The organism is Povalibacter sp. (assembly GCF_036520495.1).
Classification (GTDB): domain Bacteria; phylum Pseudomonadota; class Gammaproteobacteria; order Steroidobacterales; family Steroidobacteraceae; genus Steroidobacter.
Window position 1 is genome coordinate 25,776 of the sequence record NZ_DATDJO010000071.1, and the last position, 15,217, is coordinate 40,992.

General features: G+C 62.8%; 9 protein-coding genes. 6 read left to right on the forward strand and 3 right to left on the reverse strand.

Going from position 1 to position 15,217, the window contains the following annotated elements; genetic code table 11:
• Positions 1 to 41: 41 nt before the first annotated feature.
• On the reverse strand, positions 42 to 977 hold the full coding sequence (locus tag VIZ63_RS24770) for an aldo/keto reductase (protein WP_331612525.1): 936 nt from the start codon (positions 975 to 977) through the stop codon (positions 42 to 44).
• A 149-nt stretch (positions 978 to 1,126) separates the two neighbouring features.
• Here VIZ63_RS24770 and VIZ63_RS24775 point away from each other — a divergent pair, with 149 nt between their 5' ends.
• Positions 1,127 to 1,609, forward strand: coding sequence for an N-acetyltransferase (locus tag VIZ63_RS24775; RefSeq protein WP_349261275.1), 483 nt, complete (start codon positions 1,127 to 1,129; stop codon positions 1,607 to 1,609).
• A 305-nt stretch (positions 1,610 to 1,914) separates the two neighbouring features.
• Positions 1,915 to 3,168, forward strand: coding sequence for a diguanylate cyclase (locus VIZ63_RS24780; protein WP_331612527.1), 1,254 nt, complete (start codon positions 1,915 to 1,917; stop codon positions 3,166 to 3,168).
• Here VIZ63_RS24780 and VIZ63_RS24785 read toward each other — a convergent pair.
• Both VIZ63_RS24785 and VIZ63_RS24790 read right to left on the reverse strand, forming a co-directional pair.
• Entirely contained in the window at positions 3,165 to 5,558 is a 2,394-nt protein-coding gene (locus VIZ63_RS24785; protein WP_331612528.1) for a membrane-bound PQQ-dependent dehydrogenase, glucose/quinate/shikimate family, read from the reverse strand. The genes VIZ63_RS24780 and VIZ63_RS24785 overlap by 4 nt on opposite strands.
• Before the next feature lie 444 nt (positions 5,559 to 6,002).
• Positions 6,003 to 6,779 carry a FadR/GntR family transcriptional regulator gene (locus tag VIZ63_RS24790; protein WP_331612529.1) on the reverse strand — a complete coding sequence of 259 codons (777 nt, stop codon included), beginning with the start codon at positions 6,777 to 6,779 and terminating at the stop codon, positions 6,003 to 6,005.
• A gap of 500 nt (positions 6,780 to 7,279) precedes the next feature.
• Here VIZ63_RS24790 and VIZ63_RS24795 point away from each other — a divergent pair, with 500 nt between their 5' ends.
• The 4 genes from VIZ63_RS24795 to VIZ63_RS24810 form a co-directional block, all read left to right on the forward strand.
• Entirely contained in the window at positions 7,280 to 10,366 is a 3,087-nt protein-coding gene (locus VIZ63_RS24795; RefSeq protein WP_331612530.1) for a TonB-dependent receptor, read from the forward strand.
• 200 nt (positions 10,367 to 10,566) lie between these two features.
• Complete coding sequence (gene galB, locus VIZ63_RS24800; protein ID WP_349261276.1) at positions 10,567 to 13,278, forward strand: beta-galactosidase GalB; 2,712 nt, start codon at positions 10,567 to 10,569, stop codon at positions 13,276 to 13,278.
• Positions 13,279 to 13,357: 79 nt separating this feature from the next.
• On the forward strand, positions 13,358 to 14,494 hold the full coding sequence (locus VIZ63_RS24805; protein ID WP_331612532.1) for a carboxylate-amine ligase: 1,137 nt from the start codon (positions 13,358 to 13,360) through the stop codon (positions 14,492 to 14,494).
• Positions 14,491 to 15,217: gamma-glutamyl-gamma-aminobutyrate hydrolase family protein (locus VIZ63_RS24810; protein WP_331612533.1), on the forward strand; the 727-nt coding region annotated here is incomplete at its 3' end. The genes VIZ63_RS24805 and VIZ63_RS24810, both read left to right, overlap by 4 nt.

Here is a 15,217-nt window from a genome sequence, read left to right on the forward strand (position 1 = left end):
CGGAATTGTGCCATGCCACCCACTGTCTCAGCGGCGGCCGGCTATCCAACCAATGCGATCAGTTCCTTCTGTTGCGCCGGCGTGAGCAATGCGCCGAATCCGGCCTTGAGATTGTCGCTCTGCCGATCCGGCTTGCCAGTCGCCGGAATGACGGCGGTCACGGCCTCCTGGCTGAGTGAATACTTCAGAAACATCTGTGCCCAGGACGTGATGCCGGCATCGGCCGCCCAGCCCGGCAGTTCCTTGCCCTGCACCTGGCGGAACAGTGCGCCGTCGTTGAAATTGCGATTCGTCAACACGGCGACGCCGAGTTCCTTCGCCAGCGGCAGCACGCGCTTTTCGATGCCCCGATTCGTGACCGAATGATTGATCTGCAGGAAATCGGGTTTGGTGGCCTGCACGACCTCGGCGAGTTCATCGTGTGCGGAATCCACATAGTGCGTCACGCCGACGTACTTCACCTTGCCTTGCTTCTTGAGTTCGCGAGCGACTTCGATCTGCGTCTTCCAGTCGCGCAGGTTGTGAACCTGCAGCAGCTCGACCTTGTCGGTCTGCAGGCGCTTGAGCGTGCTGGCGAACTGCGCCATACCCGCATCGCGTCCCGAGACGCCGGAGAGCTTGGTCGCGAGGAAGCATTGCTTGCGCAGATTTCCCTCGCTCAGCAGCGCACCGAGGTTGTCTTCAGCATTGCTGTACGTCGGAGCGGTATCGATCAATGTCGCGCCGCCCGCGAAGAATCGCTTGAGCACCTCCTTGAGTGACTGATATTCGGCGCTGCCGGACGGCACCTCGAAACTTCCCGAGGTGCCCATACCGATCACCGGCAGGGTTTCGCCGCTCGATGGGATCGGACGTCTCAGCATCTGAGCGGTGGCGGCGGCGCGTGACAGGGAAATTCCGGCAGGGACGACATTGAGCAGCAGCGAGCCGGCGAGTGTGGCGGTCGTGGTGCTCAGGAAGCGGCGGCGTGTCGTCATGGGGCAGGTCCTCGTTCGGTGAAGTGGGGACAGTAGCTGGACGCTGGTGGCGTGACCAGAGTGGTTATGGCATTCACTGACGACAGTTGGTTCCGCAGCCGCTCGTACTCGGGCACGATGACGAGTCCACTTCTGGAGCATGGGCGATGATCGACATCCGCGCCGCTACGCGCAGCGACAGCGATTCCATCTGGACCATCATGGAGCCCATCGTGCGCGCCGCCGACACCTGGACGCTCGCACCTGATCTCACCCGCGAACAGGGCCTCGACTACTGGTTCGCGACGGGTCATGAACCCTTCGTTGCCATCGAGAACGACAGCGTGCTGGGGATCTACTACCTGCGCGCCAATCAGGGCGGCAATGGCAGTCATGTGGCCAACTGTGGCTACATGACGCATCCGCAGGCACGGGGCCGCGGCGTGGCGCGCGCCATGCTGGAACATTCGCTGGAGCGAGCACGGGAACGCGGCTTTCGCGCCATGCAGTTCAATGTCGTGATCAGCACCAATGAACGTGCCGTGCGCACCTGGGCGGCGTACGGATTCGAAACCGTCGGACGGCTGCCGGGCGCGTTCCGTCATCCGCAGCTGGGCTATGTGGATGCGCTGGTGATGTATCGGGCGTTGTGAGGAGCAGAGATCAAGATCTCCACGGGGGCATGACCGAAAGGAATCCCACGGGACGGGGATCACGGGGAAAGAAGAGACACTCTCAGCTGAGACTGTGGGTCCGGCTTGAGCCGGACTCTGTCGTCGGCCAGCTTGCCAGGCCCGCCATCCGAGTCGCGAGCCTCGAGTCACGCCGACGTCCGGGTGCCATCCAGATACCAGACGCAAACCCATTCTTTGATGTGACATATCTTCGGAGCCGGTCACACCACCAAGGATGCCGGTGGGTCTATGTTCCCGGCGCAATGGCCACCCCGTCCAAACTGATGCCCGACGACCTCCCGGACTCGCCCTATGCCGCCGAGTTGAGGACAGGCGCGAAGGCGCGTTTCAGTCCGGGACTGGAGTCGGAGTACCTCCGCTCGCGTCTGCTCGAGAATCGAACGCTCATTCGTGTCGTATGTGCGCTCGCAGCGGTGCTCGTCATCCTGCGCGGCGTGGAGAGGATCCTCGCGGGCGACGTGGACGTCGTGCTGCTGATGGGTTCTTCCTTCGTGGTCCCCAGTTCATTGCTGCTGGCGTGGATCGCGTGGAGTCCGGATTTCGAGCGGCAGTTCCTGCCCTGGGCCCGCGTCGTGGTGCCAATCAGGAATGCGGTCGGGGCGGCCTTCATCGCGCGGACCGCTGCACAGGGTCAGCCGGAGATGCTGATGGTCCTGCCGATCATCCTGATCGGGCCCTTCTTCTTCCTCGGCCTCGGATTCCGTCCCGCACTGATGGCCGGCATCCTGACAGTCGCTGCCTTTGTCGCCAGTGCCCTGTTTGTGCAGCTCGCTCAGCCAGTAGCGTTGCGTGCCTCTACATTTCTGATCGTTGGTCTGATTGCGTTCGCCATTGCTGCGCGCCATCTCGAGTCATGGTCCCGGCGATCGTTCCTGGAAACCCGGCTGATCGCGGAGCTCGCACAGCAGGATGCGCTGACCGGAGTCAAGAACCGGCGCGCATTCGACGAACATCTTGCGCGGCTCTGGCCCCAGGCGATCGACGACAGCAGCAAGCTTGCGATCCTGCTGATCGATGTCGATCACTTCAAGGATTACAACGATTGCTATGGGCATCAGGCCGGCGACCGGACATTGCGTCGGGTTGCACAGACCGTGCAGGCGTTTGTCCGCCGACCGCAGGACATCATCGCGCGCTACGGCGGCGAGGAGTTCGCAGCGCTGCTCTACGGGGTCGATGTCAGGATTGCGAACGAGATTGCGGATCGCATGCGTCGCGCAGTGGAGGCACTGCACATCGAGCATCGGAAGTCGCGAACCTCATCGACGGTGACCATCTGCGTGGGCGTCGCCGTCATCGAGCCGACCCGCGAACGCGATCCTTGCGGTGCGTTGCAACTCGCGGATGAAGCGCTCTATCAGGCGAAGACGCGTGGTCGCAACCGGGTCCAGCTGATGAGCGAGGACGACTACACTTCGCTCGTGACCGGCGCCTTCTCGAGGGGTGTTGCCCGGGCAGGGACAGGAACGTTTGAGAGTGGTCAGTGGCGCCCGAGCACAGACCGCGCGGTTCGCTAGTCCTTGATCGGCAGCGCATACGCAACGATGTAGCCGCCTGACTCATTGCGAGTCTCGATGTTCTTCCCGCGTTGCGCTTCCGGCTCCGCCGCATGACTCACCTCGACCGTCTCGGTCGACGGCACCGCAATCACGACGAACTGCCGCTGGCTGCGCGGTGAGACATAGCTCATCGGCGTGGCTTCTGCGCTGTTCGGCAGCACACCGCTCCACAAGACCTTGCCCGTGCGGACGTCGAACGCGCGCAGGCGTCGGTCCATCGTGCCGCCCATGAAGATCAGTCCGCCCTGCGTCACGATGGAACCACCGCTGTAGGGTACGCCCATCGTGATCGGCAAGCGGGATTTCAATCCCAGCGGCCCGAGTTCGTTCGATGTGCCGAGCGGTCGACGCCACAGCGTTTCGCGCGAACGCAGGTCCACCACGGCGATCTCGCCATAGGGCGGTTGCTGGCACGGCGCGAACAGGGGTGAGAGAAATGGATCGGTGCGGGCCGCGTAGGGTGTGTTGAGTTGCCAGCCGCCACCGAAGCCAAACTTCGTCTCCTGCGTCACGGTGCTGCGTGGATACAGCTGCACACGATTGGCCATGTGCAGCGAGTTCACGACCATCACGCTGTTGAGTTCGTCGACGGCGACGCTGCCCCAGTTCATGCCGCCCGCGAATCCCGGGTACTGGATGCTGCCGTTCAAGGACGGCGGCGTCAGCGGCCCGTCGTAGCGCAACTTGCGAAACTCGATCCGGCACAGCAGCTGGTCGATGGGTGTGATGCCCCACATCGACGCTTCGGTGAGCGGCGCGCCCGCGAAAGATGGCATGCCGGTCGAGAACGGCTGCGTGGGTGAAGTCCATTCCTCCGGCACGTCGGTCTGCGGCGCGGGGTTTTCTTCGACCGTGGCAAGTGGCTCGCCGCTGCGTCGATCCAGCAGGAACAGTTCACCGCGCTTGGTGGGGACGACCACCGCCGGCGTCATGCTGTTGTTGCTGCCGGGAATGTCCACCAGCACTGGCTGTGACGGGACGTCGTAGTCCCAGAGATCGTGATGCGTCGTCTGGAACGACCAGCGCAAGGTGCCCGTGCTCGAATCGAGCGCGACAATGGAGCTGGAGTATTTCTCCGCTTCCCGCGAGCGATGTCCGCCGTAGTAGTCCGGCGTGGCGTTGCCCATCGGGACATACACGAGACCGAGAGTGTCGTCGGCACTGAACAGACTCCAGGCGTTCGGTGTGCCGCGCGTATATGTCTCGCCTTCGGCCGGTGCAGTCGTGCGGTCCGGCCGTCCCATGTCCCAGGCCCAGACGAGCTGGCCATCGACAGGATTGAAGCCGCGCACGACTCCGGAAGGTTCGTTGGTTTCGACGTTGTCGACCACCCAGCCACCGAGCACGGCGACGTTGCGTGCCATCGTCGGCGGCGACGTCACGTAGTACCAGCCAGGCTTTACCTCGCCCATACCGTCCAGCAGGTTCACTTCGCCATCGGTGCCGAATTGCTTGCAGGCCTGGCCGGTTTTCGCATCGATGGCGATGAGGCGTGCATCCGTCGTTGCAGTCAGGATGCGTTCCGGACAATCGCTGACCGGATCCGGCGCGCGATAGAAGGTGACACCGCGACATGTGGTGGTGAAACCGATCTTCGAGTTCCTGACCTGCGGATCGAAGCGCCAGCGTTCCTGTCCGGTGTCGGCATCGATGGCAGTGACGACGTTGCCGGCGAGGCAGACATACAGCGTGTCGCCGATCTGCAGCGGCGTTGCCTTGAACGCCCCGCCAACGCCGGTGCGATAGGTCCATGCGACGTCCAGATCATTCACCGTGGTTATGTCGATCTGTGTGAACGGCGCGTAGCGCGTGCCTGCGGGTGTGCGGCCATAGTGCGCCCAGTCGGAGGACGTAGCAGGCAGCGCGTCGATCATCGCGATGGGGAAGGGCAGCAGCGGATAGGGTTTCCGCAGCGCGACGCCGATGCAGACGACGATGAAGGCGATGATCGCGAGCCAGGTCAGCGGCGAGCGCGCCAGCGGCTGGTCGATCCGGCCATGCAGGCTGCGTCGCAGTCCCGGTCGCAGCAGGAACAAGCCGAGGACGATGAAGGGCAACACGCGTGGCGCCAGCGCCCAGCCGTCGAAGCCGACTTCCGTGAGTGCCCAGATCAACGTGGCCAGCGTGAGAATTCCATACAGCCGGCTGCCCCAGGGATTCGCGCGGAACAGCAGCAGGCCGCACACGATCAGCGTGACCCCGGCGATGCAGTAATAAAACGAGCCGCCCAACGTAATGAGCCGGACGCCGCCGACCGCGAGCGCCAGTCCGATCAGGACCAGCACAGTGCCGAGGATGCGCGGCGCGCGTGACTGGGACCTGCGGGTCGAGTACAGAGTTTTCTTCACAGGTGTTCCTGCTTGTATGTTCTGCGCGTGACGCTGCCGTGCGCCCCTCGCCTGTGCGAGCGGAGGTTCTGCTCGCCGCCGCGGATTGCTGCAATCGCAGATCGAATCGCTCACCCGTGCTGCATGACATGTGCGAAGACCGCGAGCAGCTCATGCATGCGCTGTGGGCTCGCTCGGCTTTGCCGAGAGGCGCTGCAATTGATCGCCGTCAGCACGTATCCCACTCGGCGGTCAGCGCAAGGGAGTGCCCGAGCGGTACGTTGCGCGATTGCATGCGTATCCGGTGAACGACCAACCACCTCCACAGCTCATTCGGTCTGCGGTCTTGGCGGCTTCCGCGATGCGGCGGCGATTCTCGACCGGACTAACGATGGACCTTGCGACTGCGATTCATCGAATGGTAACGGTATCACCGCGGGGACGTCACGGCCCGGATCGATCGGCTCAGATCGCCGAACGCCGCGCGATTTCCTTGCGCTTGGAGGCGGCGGCAGAACGCACGCGCTCGACTGCATCGGTTTCGGTTGCGTCGAGGATGGAATCAATCACGCGATCCAGATGATTGTGCATCGCCTTGCGCGCCGCTTTCGGATCGCGCGCCTGCAATGCATTGAAAACCGCCAGATGGTCGTCGTGGCGAGGCTGCACGCCGGCGTCACGCGCCCGACCGAACATCTCGCGGCACATGGGCGACTTGTAGCGCATGTCCCAGAGTGTCTCGACGACCGACGCCAACGCTGCATTTCCAGTGGCTTCCGCAATGGTGATGTGGAAGTTGCGGTCAGCCTGTTCGCCTGCATCGTTGTCGGTATTGGCGGCAAGCTGACGCAGCAGTTCCGCGAGTTTGCCGATTTCCTCATCGGTGATGATTGCCGCAGCCAGAGCGGCGGACTCGCCTTCCACCAGGCGCCGCGCCTCGGTGACTTCGAAGGGACCGATGTCCAGTTCCTGCGTGGCCGCATCCTGCAGAGGCGCATCGACGACGTAGATGCCCGACCCGCGCCTCACTTCGGCGATACCGCGGATTTCCAGGGCGATCAGCGCTTCGCGCACCGTGGCGCGGCTCACATCGAATTCTTCGGCCAGTTCGCGTTCCGGCGGCAGCCGGTCGCCGGCACGATAGACGCCGCTTTGAATCGACGCGACGATCGAATTTGCGACCTTCTGATACAGCTTCGGGGCGTTGTGAGGTCCGATGTCCGCGAATTTGTTCTGTGACACGCGATCCGCCGCTCGTTCGGAGCCGTTGGTTACATCCGGAAAATCGAAGCGATTATGCCAAGTTGTCAGACCACGTCCAGCGGGTGCATGGCGCGTATGACCCGTCGGATCGCCTGTTGGGCGTTCTCAGTGGTTGAATCAATAGACGATCGGCGAAGTTGACAAGTCATCTCGGGCCAATCTAGAGTCAAGTGGACTGACCACTAATGCGACACCGCGGAGGTGGTCAGGCCGAAGTCCCAGTCGAAGGGCGCGCTATGACCGGCAGGGGGGAGCAGAGCATCGCACTCGATGCGATCGCCGCAGTCAGCAGCAATGAAGATCTGTAGCCACATGAACAGGCCGGTGCACACCTCCAGAAATTTGATGTCGCCAACATGCGCGCTTTTTGTTTGTCGGTAAATGGTAGCGGTATCAGTGGATGGGACAGCGCTGGATGGGTGGAAGCGTGCTGTCGACAAATCGGCGCGCGCAGTTCGAGTTCGAAACCAGGGGAAGTCATGAGCACCAACAAACATCGCTCGGTCAGTATTCTCGCAGCCTGCATTGCCACCATCGTCGGATCCGCCCCGACGGTTCATGCCGCCGAAACGAGGACGACCGGTCAGCCGCTGGAAGAAGTGATCGTCACGGGCTTTCGTAAGAGTCTCGAAGATTCGACGCTCGCCAAACGCGAGTCGGTGGGTTTCGTCGATGCGATCTTCGCCGAGGACATCGGCAAGTTCCCCGATACGAATATCGCGGAGTCATTCCAGCGCATTCCCGGCGTACAGATCAGCCGCGAGATCAGCGGCGAGGGCACGACGGTAGCCATTCGCGGCCTGAACACCAACTTCACGCGAGTGCTGCTGAACAATGCGCCTGTCGCCATCGCGACGGCACCGCAGGAGGGCTCGGGCGCCAACCGCGAAGTCCCGCTCGATCTGTTCCCGACGGAATTGTTCTCGAAGCTCGAAGTGGCGAAGACGCCGACCGCGGGGATGGTCGAAGGCGGCGCCGCCGGTACGGTCAACATGCGCATGTCACGGCCGTTCGACAACGAAGGTCAGCATCTCACGTATTCGATTCAGGGCATCGACAACGCCAATGCCGACGGCACCGGTGCGCGCGGTGCGCTGATTGCAAGCAGCACGTGGAACAAGTTCGGCGTGCTCGCCGGTGTGACCGCGGTCCGCAACAAGGTGGCGACGACCGGTTTCGAAACCGTGGGTTGGGCGAACCTGGGACTCACACAGGCACAGTGCGGCTTCAATAACAGCACGACGCCTCCGACTCCGTTGCCGTGTAACACCACCGCGGGCAACGGCCCCGGCACCGTTGCGACAGTGCCCGACAATGCCAGCACGCGGGCCGCCGGTCTGACACCCGGAGCGCCGGTCGATCAGGCCTTCCTGCTGGCGAACAACCCCGGTCGCACCATTCAGCAGATCGACAATGCGGTGATACCGCGCCTCGGCCGCCAGATGTTCGAAGTGGGCGACCGGGACCGCTACAACGGCGTCATCAGCGTGGAATTCCGCCCGACCGAAGATCTGCATTTCTTCCTGGATTCGATGTACGGCAAGCAGGAGAGTCGTTTCGATCGTGAAGCCGTCGCCTGGGCGGTGCGCGCGGGCAGTCAGGGCGGACGGCCGATTCCCACGCAGATGCAAGTAGATCGTGACAACTGTGCCAATGGCTGTGTGGCGACCGCGGGCGTGTTCCCCAACTCGCAGTTCATGCTCGAGTATCGACCGTATTCGGAAGACAGCGAATTCTGGGGCACGAACCCCGGCATGAACTGGCAGATCGCCGAGAAGTGGAACCTCGATGTGCAGGGCAACTTCACCAAGAGTGAATTCACGCGGCAGGCATCGACGGCGCTGTTCATCTCCGACACCGGCACGGTGACTTACAGCAACGCGGGCGGCGACCAGCCGACGATCTCCTCGAGCGTCGATCTGAACGATCCCAACAGCTGGCAGTGGCTGGTCACCGATCGTGGCGGGACGGATGTCGGCCGCGTGAATTTGCAGGATGAAAAACGCGAAACGGAAACCACCGGCGCCCGCTTCGCGCTGACGTGGGGCGACAGCAGCTTCAACGTACAGGGCGGTGGCGCGTATGACGAGCTGTCACGCGATATCCGTCCATTCGGTGCCGACGCGCAGTGGCAGGCACAGGTCTGCGGCGGCAATCCCGCGAACTTCCAGCTCAATCCGAACGGTCAACCCGCTTGCCGCGGTGAAACCGGCGGCGAGATCACCGCGGGCGTCAACGGCTATCCCACGTATGCGCAACCGTACGGCGGCTCGCTCATTCCCAACGCTGCCGTTCCGGGCTATCTGCGCCCCACCGGATATGGAATTGCCACCGTGAACTGGGGCGATCTACGTCGCGACTCGAACTACGACGCCGTGCGCGCCGCTGCACCGGAGTCGGGCGCGACGCCGTCGACCGCCAACTGGGGTTCGATCGAAGAAGATGTTTCCGCGCTGTTCGCGCAGGTCAATGGCGATGTCGACCTGGCCGACAAACGCCTGCGCTACAACGTCGGGGTGCGCTGGGTGAAGACCGAGCAGCTGGTCACGTCACGACTCACGTTTGCGAATCCGGCGAATTCCGCCCTGCCCGACGGACAGCGACTGCCCGATCTGATCAACATCGTGCCGATCGATACGACCTACGAGAACTGGCTGCCATCGGCGAACGTCTCGTGGAACCTGACGCCGAACGCGATCGTGCGCGCGGGCCTGTCGAAGACCATGACGCGCGCCAATCCGACGGACATGCTGCTCGGCCTGTCGATCCGCAACGCCGACGTCTCGCAGGTCGACCTGGGTAATCCGGAGCTCGATCCATATCTCTCGGACAACATCGACGTCGGTTTCGAGTACTACACCGGTGCCGAGGGCTACTTCGGTGTCGCGGCTTTCCGCAAGGGTATCGAGGGCTTCACGCAGCGGCAGTCGCAGAACATCGCCTTCGGCGATCTGGCGCAGTATGGCGTGACGTTGGACACACTCGCGCAACAGCAGCGCGATGCTGTGGTTGCGCGCGGCGGCAACAGCGCTCCGGTAGAACTGCGGCAGACCGTGAACGCGAGCGGCCGTCTCACGATCAACGGCCTCGAGTTCAACTGGGTGCAGCCGCTCGATTTCCTGCTCGAGGGAATCGGTCTCGGCGGCCTCGGCTTCACGGCGAACTACACGATCATCGATCAGAAGGGTGAAGGTGCAGCGCCTGCGATCGCGATCGGTGTTCCGCCAGAGAGTTACAACGCAACGCTGTACTACGACAAGTACGGTATCAGCGCGCGCATCTCCGTCACGCATAGTCAGGGTTCGCAGGCCAGCGGCCCGAACAGCAATCAGTCGGGTGTGATCGGCGCTGAACTGTTCGGCGATGACTATACCCAGTACGACTTCTCGTCCAGCTTCGACTTCTCGCAGTTGTTCGGCTGGTCGGAGTTGGTGCCGCAGCTCACGATCGATGTGATCAACATCAGCGAAGAGGTGCGGCGCTCGTATCAGCAGTACTCCAATGCGACGTACAGCCTGTTCGATTCGGGCCGTACCCTGATGGTGGGTCTGCGCGGGCGCTTCTGAGTCTCGTGCGATTCGGACGGAGGGTGTCCTCACTCAAGTCGCTTGCCTCCCCCGCAGCGGCGGCAGTGAAGACACTTGGAGGGGAGGCGGCGTCGCCTCCCTTCCCCTCTTCATGAGGCAGGGTCGATCATGTGCCGGGGCAACCATTGAGACGATTCCTTCCTTCAGCCTCACGAGCGTTCGTGCTGCTCGTGACGTTCATGACGTGTCATTCCGCCGCGCTCGGCCAGGCATTGTTGCCGGATGCGCGCAGCGCCGTCGTGGCGCCGAGGGAGCACACAGCGCTCGACACGGGCTGGCGTTTTCATCGCGGCGATCCCGAGGATGCGCGAGAGCAGCTGCACTACGCAGTGCGTCCCGGCATCATTCAGTCGGTCGACGGCAAAGACGCAGATGCGCGGCCGGAGACGGCTGCCGAACCGATCGCGTCGCGCAGTGACGTACTGAAGCCGTGGATCCTGCCGACTGCGAATCCGTTCATTCGCGATGCATCGCGCTGGCATGTGCGGCCGGCCGGTGATCCTGGCAGCGATGTGTCGTTCGTGCGTGCGAACTTCGACGATAGCGGCTGGCGCCAGGTCACGTTGCCGCACGACTGGGCGATCGAAGGACCCTTCCTTGCGGACGGACCTTACGGGGGCATGGGCCGCCTCAAGACCTGGGGCGCGGTGTGGTATCGCAAGCGTCTGGACATCCCTGCCACGGACGCCGGCCGATCGATCTTCCTTACCTTCGACGGCGCCATGTCGTATGCAACGGTGTGGCTGAACGGACGGCTCGTCGGTGGATGGCCTTACGGTTATGCGTCGTGGCGCGTGGATCTCACGTCCTACGTAGAACCCGGCGGCCAGAATCAACTTGCCATCCGTCTCGACAATCCGCCCGAATCGGCACGCTGGTATCCGGGCGCGGGTCTGTATCGCAGTGTCTGGCTGACCAAGACACATCCAGTGCACGTTGCTCACTGGGGCACGGTGGTACGCACGCCCACGGTTTCGGCAAAGGCCGCCACCGTGGAGCTGCAGGTATCTATCGACAACGATGCATCGAGTTCGCAGTCGCTCGAAGTCGCCACCGAGATCTGTGCGCTGGATGACGAGGGTCGCAAGCACACGCGGCCGTCAGTCATCATTCCTGCACAGAAAGTCGAAGTCGCGGCGAAGGAGCGAATTACGCTCGCTGGTTCGGCCGTCATTGCGAACCCTCGGCTCTGGGGTCCGCGCCCACACCAGCAACCACACCGCTACATTGCCGTCACCTCGCTGACCCAGGGCGGAAAACGGATCGATCGCTACGAAACGAGATTCGGTATTCGCTCGCTGCGCTTCGATCCGAACAGCGGGGTCTATGTGAACGGACAGCACATCCCGATTCGCGGCGTGAACAATCATCACGATCTGGGCGCGCTGGGTGCGGCGTTCAACTATCGCGCGGCCGAGCGGCAGCTCGAGATGCTGCAGGAAATGGGAGCCAACGCGGTGCGCATGGCGCACAACCCGCCCGCGCCGGAACTGCTGGAACTGACCGATCGCCTGGGAATGCTGGTCGTCGACGAGATCTTCGATTCCTGGGAACGCAAAAAGACGCCGCTCGACTTCCATCTGATCTTTCGCGACTGGCACGAGCCCGATCTGCGCGCGATGTTGCGTCGGGATCGCAATCATCCTTCCGTCGTCCTGTGGAGCGTCGGGAACGAAGTCGGCGAGCAGTACACGGCTGAGGAGGGCGCTGCCATCGCGAGGCGATTGCAGCAGATCGTGCGCGAGGGAGATCCGACGCGACCGACCATCAACGCGATGAACTGGGCCAAATCCGACATGCCCTTGCCGGCGGTGCTCGATGTCATCGGACTCAACTATCAGGGCGAAGGCATCCGCGATACACCCGAATTTGCGGGCACCGATCGAATCCGCACGCCGCCGCAGTACCAGGCCTTCCGGCAGAAGTTTCCGGACAAGGTGATTCTGAGCACTGAAACGGCGTCGACATTGAGCAGCCGCGGCGTCTATCTGTTCCCAGTCTCGCCGGAGAACAGCGCGCCGGTGCGCGATGGGCGCGGCGGCGATTCCACGAGTCATCAGGTCAGCGGCTATGAATTGAATGCCGTCGATTTCGGGTCTTCACCGGACAGGGTATTCGCAGCGCTCGATCGGCATCCCTTCGTCGCCGGCGAATTCGTCTGGACGGGGTGGGATTATCTGGGCGAGCCGACGCCGTACTACAGCTCGCGCAGCTCCTACTCGGGGATCATCGATCTCGCCGGCTTCAGGAAGGATCGGTTCTATCTCTACCAATCGCGCTGGCGCTCCGATCTGCCGGCCGCGCATATCGTGCCGCACTGGACGTGGCCGGAACGCGTCGGACAGGCGACGCCGGTGCACGTCTTCACTTCGGGTGACCAAGGCGAGTTGTTCATCAACGGTCAATCGCAGGGTCGTCTCAAAAAGGGTGCATTCGAATACAGGTTGCGTTGGGATGACGTCAGGTATGCGCCCGGTGAAGTGAAGGTCGTCGTCTATAAGAGCGGCAAGCAGTGGGCTGTGTCGTCGACGAAGACAGCGGGCGCCGCCGCCGGGCTCGAAGTCGTCAGCGATCGCTCCACGATCCGCGCGGACGGCAAGGATCTCGCCTTCATTACCGTGCGTGTCGTCGATGCAAACGGATCGACCGTGCCGCGCGCGGCGAACCGTGTGAAGTTCACTGTGGACGGTCCCGGAGAAATCATCGCGACGGATAATGGCGATCCCACCAATCTCGAATCCTTCCCCTCGCCGCAGCGCGATGCATTCAATGGCCATGTCCTTGCCATCGTACGCAGCACGGGGCGTGCGGGCCGGATAACGGTGCATGCCGGGTCCGCCGCATTGCAGGGATCACAGGCCATCGTGCAAGCTGCACCTCAGGCGCTCTGAAACCCGATTGGGAACCCTGCGCAGTGGCGGAGTGTTTCTGCCCTCGCGTGTGGTGTAGCGCGCGAGGAACCAGCGACTGATGAAGCCACCCGCGTATACGTTCGGAATCGAGGAAGAGTACTTCCTGGTACAGGCCGCCGATGGCGGACTTGCGCCGCGGATTCCGGATCACTTCATCGAACTTGCCCGCAAGCGCCTGGGCGATTCCGTCACCTCCGAACTGCTGCAGTCACAGATTGAGATTGCGTCCCCCGTGCTGAGCGACATGCGGCAGGCGCGCGAGGTCATGGTCGGTTTGCGCGCCGGGCTTAGCGAACTGCTGGCAGACGAAGGGATGCAGCTGCTGGCCGCCAGCACTCATCCGTTGGGTGCATGGCGAGAGCAATTCGTCACCGAGAAGCCCCGCTACGATCGGCTGCTGTCGGATTTCCGGATCGTCGGTGAACGCAATCTCGTCTGCGGCATGCATGTGCACGTCGAGATACCCCAAGGCATCGATCGCGTGCAGTTGATGAATCGGGCGATGCCATGGCTGCCGGTTTTCCTGGCGCTCAGTACGTCGTCGCCGTTCTGGGACCAGCGCGTCACCGGACTCATGAGCTACCGGCAGGCAATTTACGACGAATGGCCGCGCAGCGGCATCCCCGATTTCTTCGACGACGAGGCGGACTACGACGCATTTGTCAATCTCATGCAGCACACGGGCGCGATGCGCGATGCGAGCTTTCTCTGGTGGGCAGTGCGGCCCGCGCTGAAGTTCCCGACCCTGGAACTGCGGATCGCAGATGTCTGTACCACCGTAGAAGATGCCGTCGGGCTTGCCGCGCTGTTTCGTTGCCTGATTGCGATGCTGGTGCGCAGGCCCGGGTTCGGTGCCGCTCGATCCACGCATACGCGCCGCCTGATCGACGAGAATCGTTGGCTTGCCAAGCGCGATGGTATCGCAGCGAACATGATCGACGAATCGACCCGGACGATCTGGCCGATGCGGGCAGTCCTGGATGGATTGATCCGGATCACCGCCGAAGATGCCGCTATGTTGGGTTGTGAAGCAGCGCTGGCGCATCTGCGGACGATCTTCGACCGCGGCAGCAGCGCGCATTCGCAGTTGCGCGTCTACAATGAGAGCCGCGCCGCGGGCGTGCGTCAGGATCAGGCCCTGCGCCGGGTCGTCGACTGGCTCGCGGCGGAGACGATTGCAGTCAGGACGCCATGAACGAACGAAAGCGCAAAGTCATCATCGGTCTGTCGCCGCGCATTCTGCGCCACGTACCACGGGAGCTCGGCTTCCGCGACAAGACCTTGCAATACCTCGAACAGTCGATGGCCCACTGCGTCATGCGGCTCGGCGCGGTCGCGGTCATGATTCCCACGGTCGAGGATTCGAGCGATATCCACCGCTGGGAAGTGGCGACCGAGGACTACATTGCCGAACTGGATGGACTGATTCTCCAGGGCGGCGCTGATCTCGATCCGACCATCTATGGCGAGACGCCGACCGATGTGCTCGGGCCGACGGATGCCGTGCGCGACCGCTTCGAGCTGGAGCTGCTGCAAGGCTTCGCAGCGGCCGGCAAGCCGGTGCTGGGTGTCTGCCGTGGCATGCAGCTCATCAATGTGGCCTACGGCGGCACGCTGTATCAGGACCTCGAGGCTGCCGGTGCCTCGAAGTTCCAGCACCGCATGGCCGATCTCTACGATGCGCATCAGCACGAAGTTCAGTTCATCGAGGGCGGCTGGCTGCAGTCTGTGTACGGCGGTGCGAAAGAAGGTCGGGTGACTTCGATCCATCACCAGGGCGTTCATGTGCTCGGCAAGGATCTCATCGTCGATGCGGTGTCGACCGATGGAGTGATGGAAGCGATCCGCCATCGCGAATATTCATTCATGGTCGGCGTGCAGTGGCACCCGGAATTTCATGATGCACGGTTCCCCGGGT

Excerpts from the sequence above, each read along its gene's own strand:
- VIZ63_RS24770 (WP_331612525.1), bottom strand. The coding sequence starts at position 977 with ATGACGACACGCCGCCGCTTCCTGAGCACCACGACCGCCACACTCGCC.
- VIZ63_RS24780 (WP_331612527.1), top strand. The coding sequence starts at position 1,915 with ATGCCCGACGACCTCCCGGACTCGCCCTATGCCGCCGAGTTGAGGACA.
- VIZ63_RS24795 (WP_331612530.1), top strand. The coding sequence starts at position 7,280 with ATGAGCACCAACAAACATCGCTCGGTCAGTATTCTCGCAGCCTGCATT.
- galB (WP_349261276.1), top strand. The coding sequence starts at position 10,567 with ATGACGTGTCATTCCGCCGCGCTCGGCCAGGCATTGTTGCCGGATGCG.
- VIZ63_RS24805 (WP_331612532.1), top strand. The coding sequence starts at position 13,358 with ATGAAGCCACCCGCGTATACGTTCGGAATCGAGGAAGAGTACTTCCTG.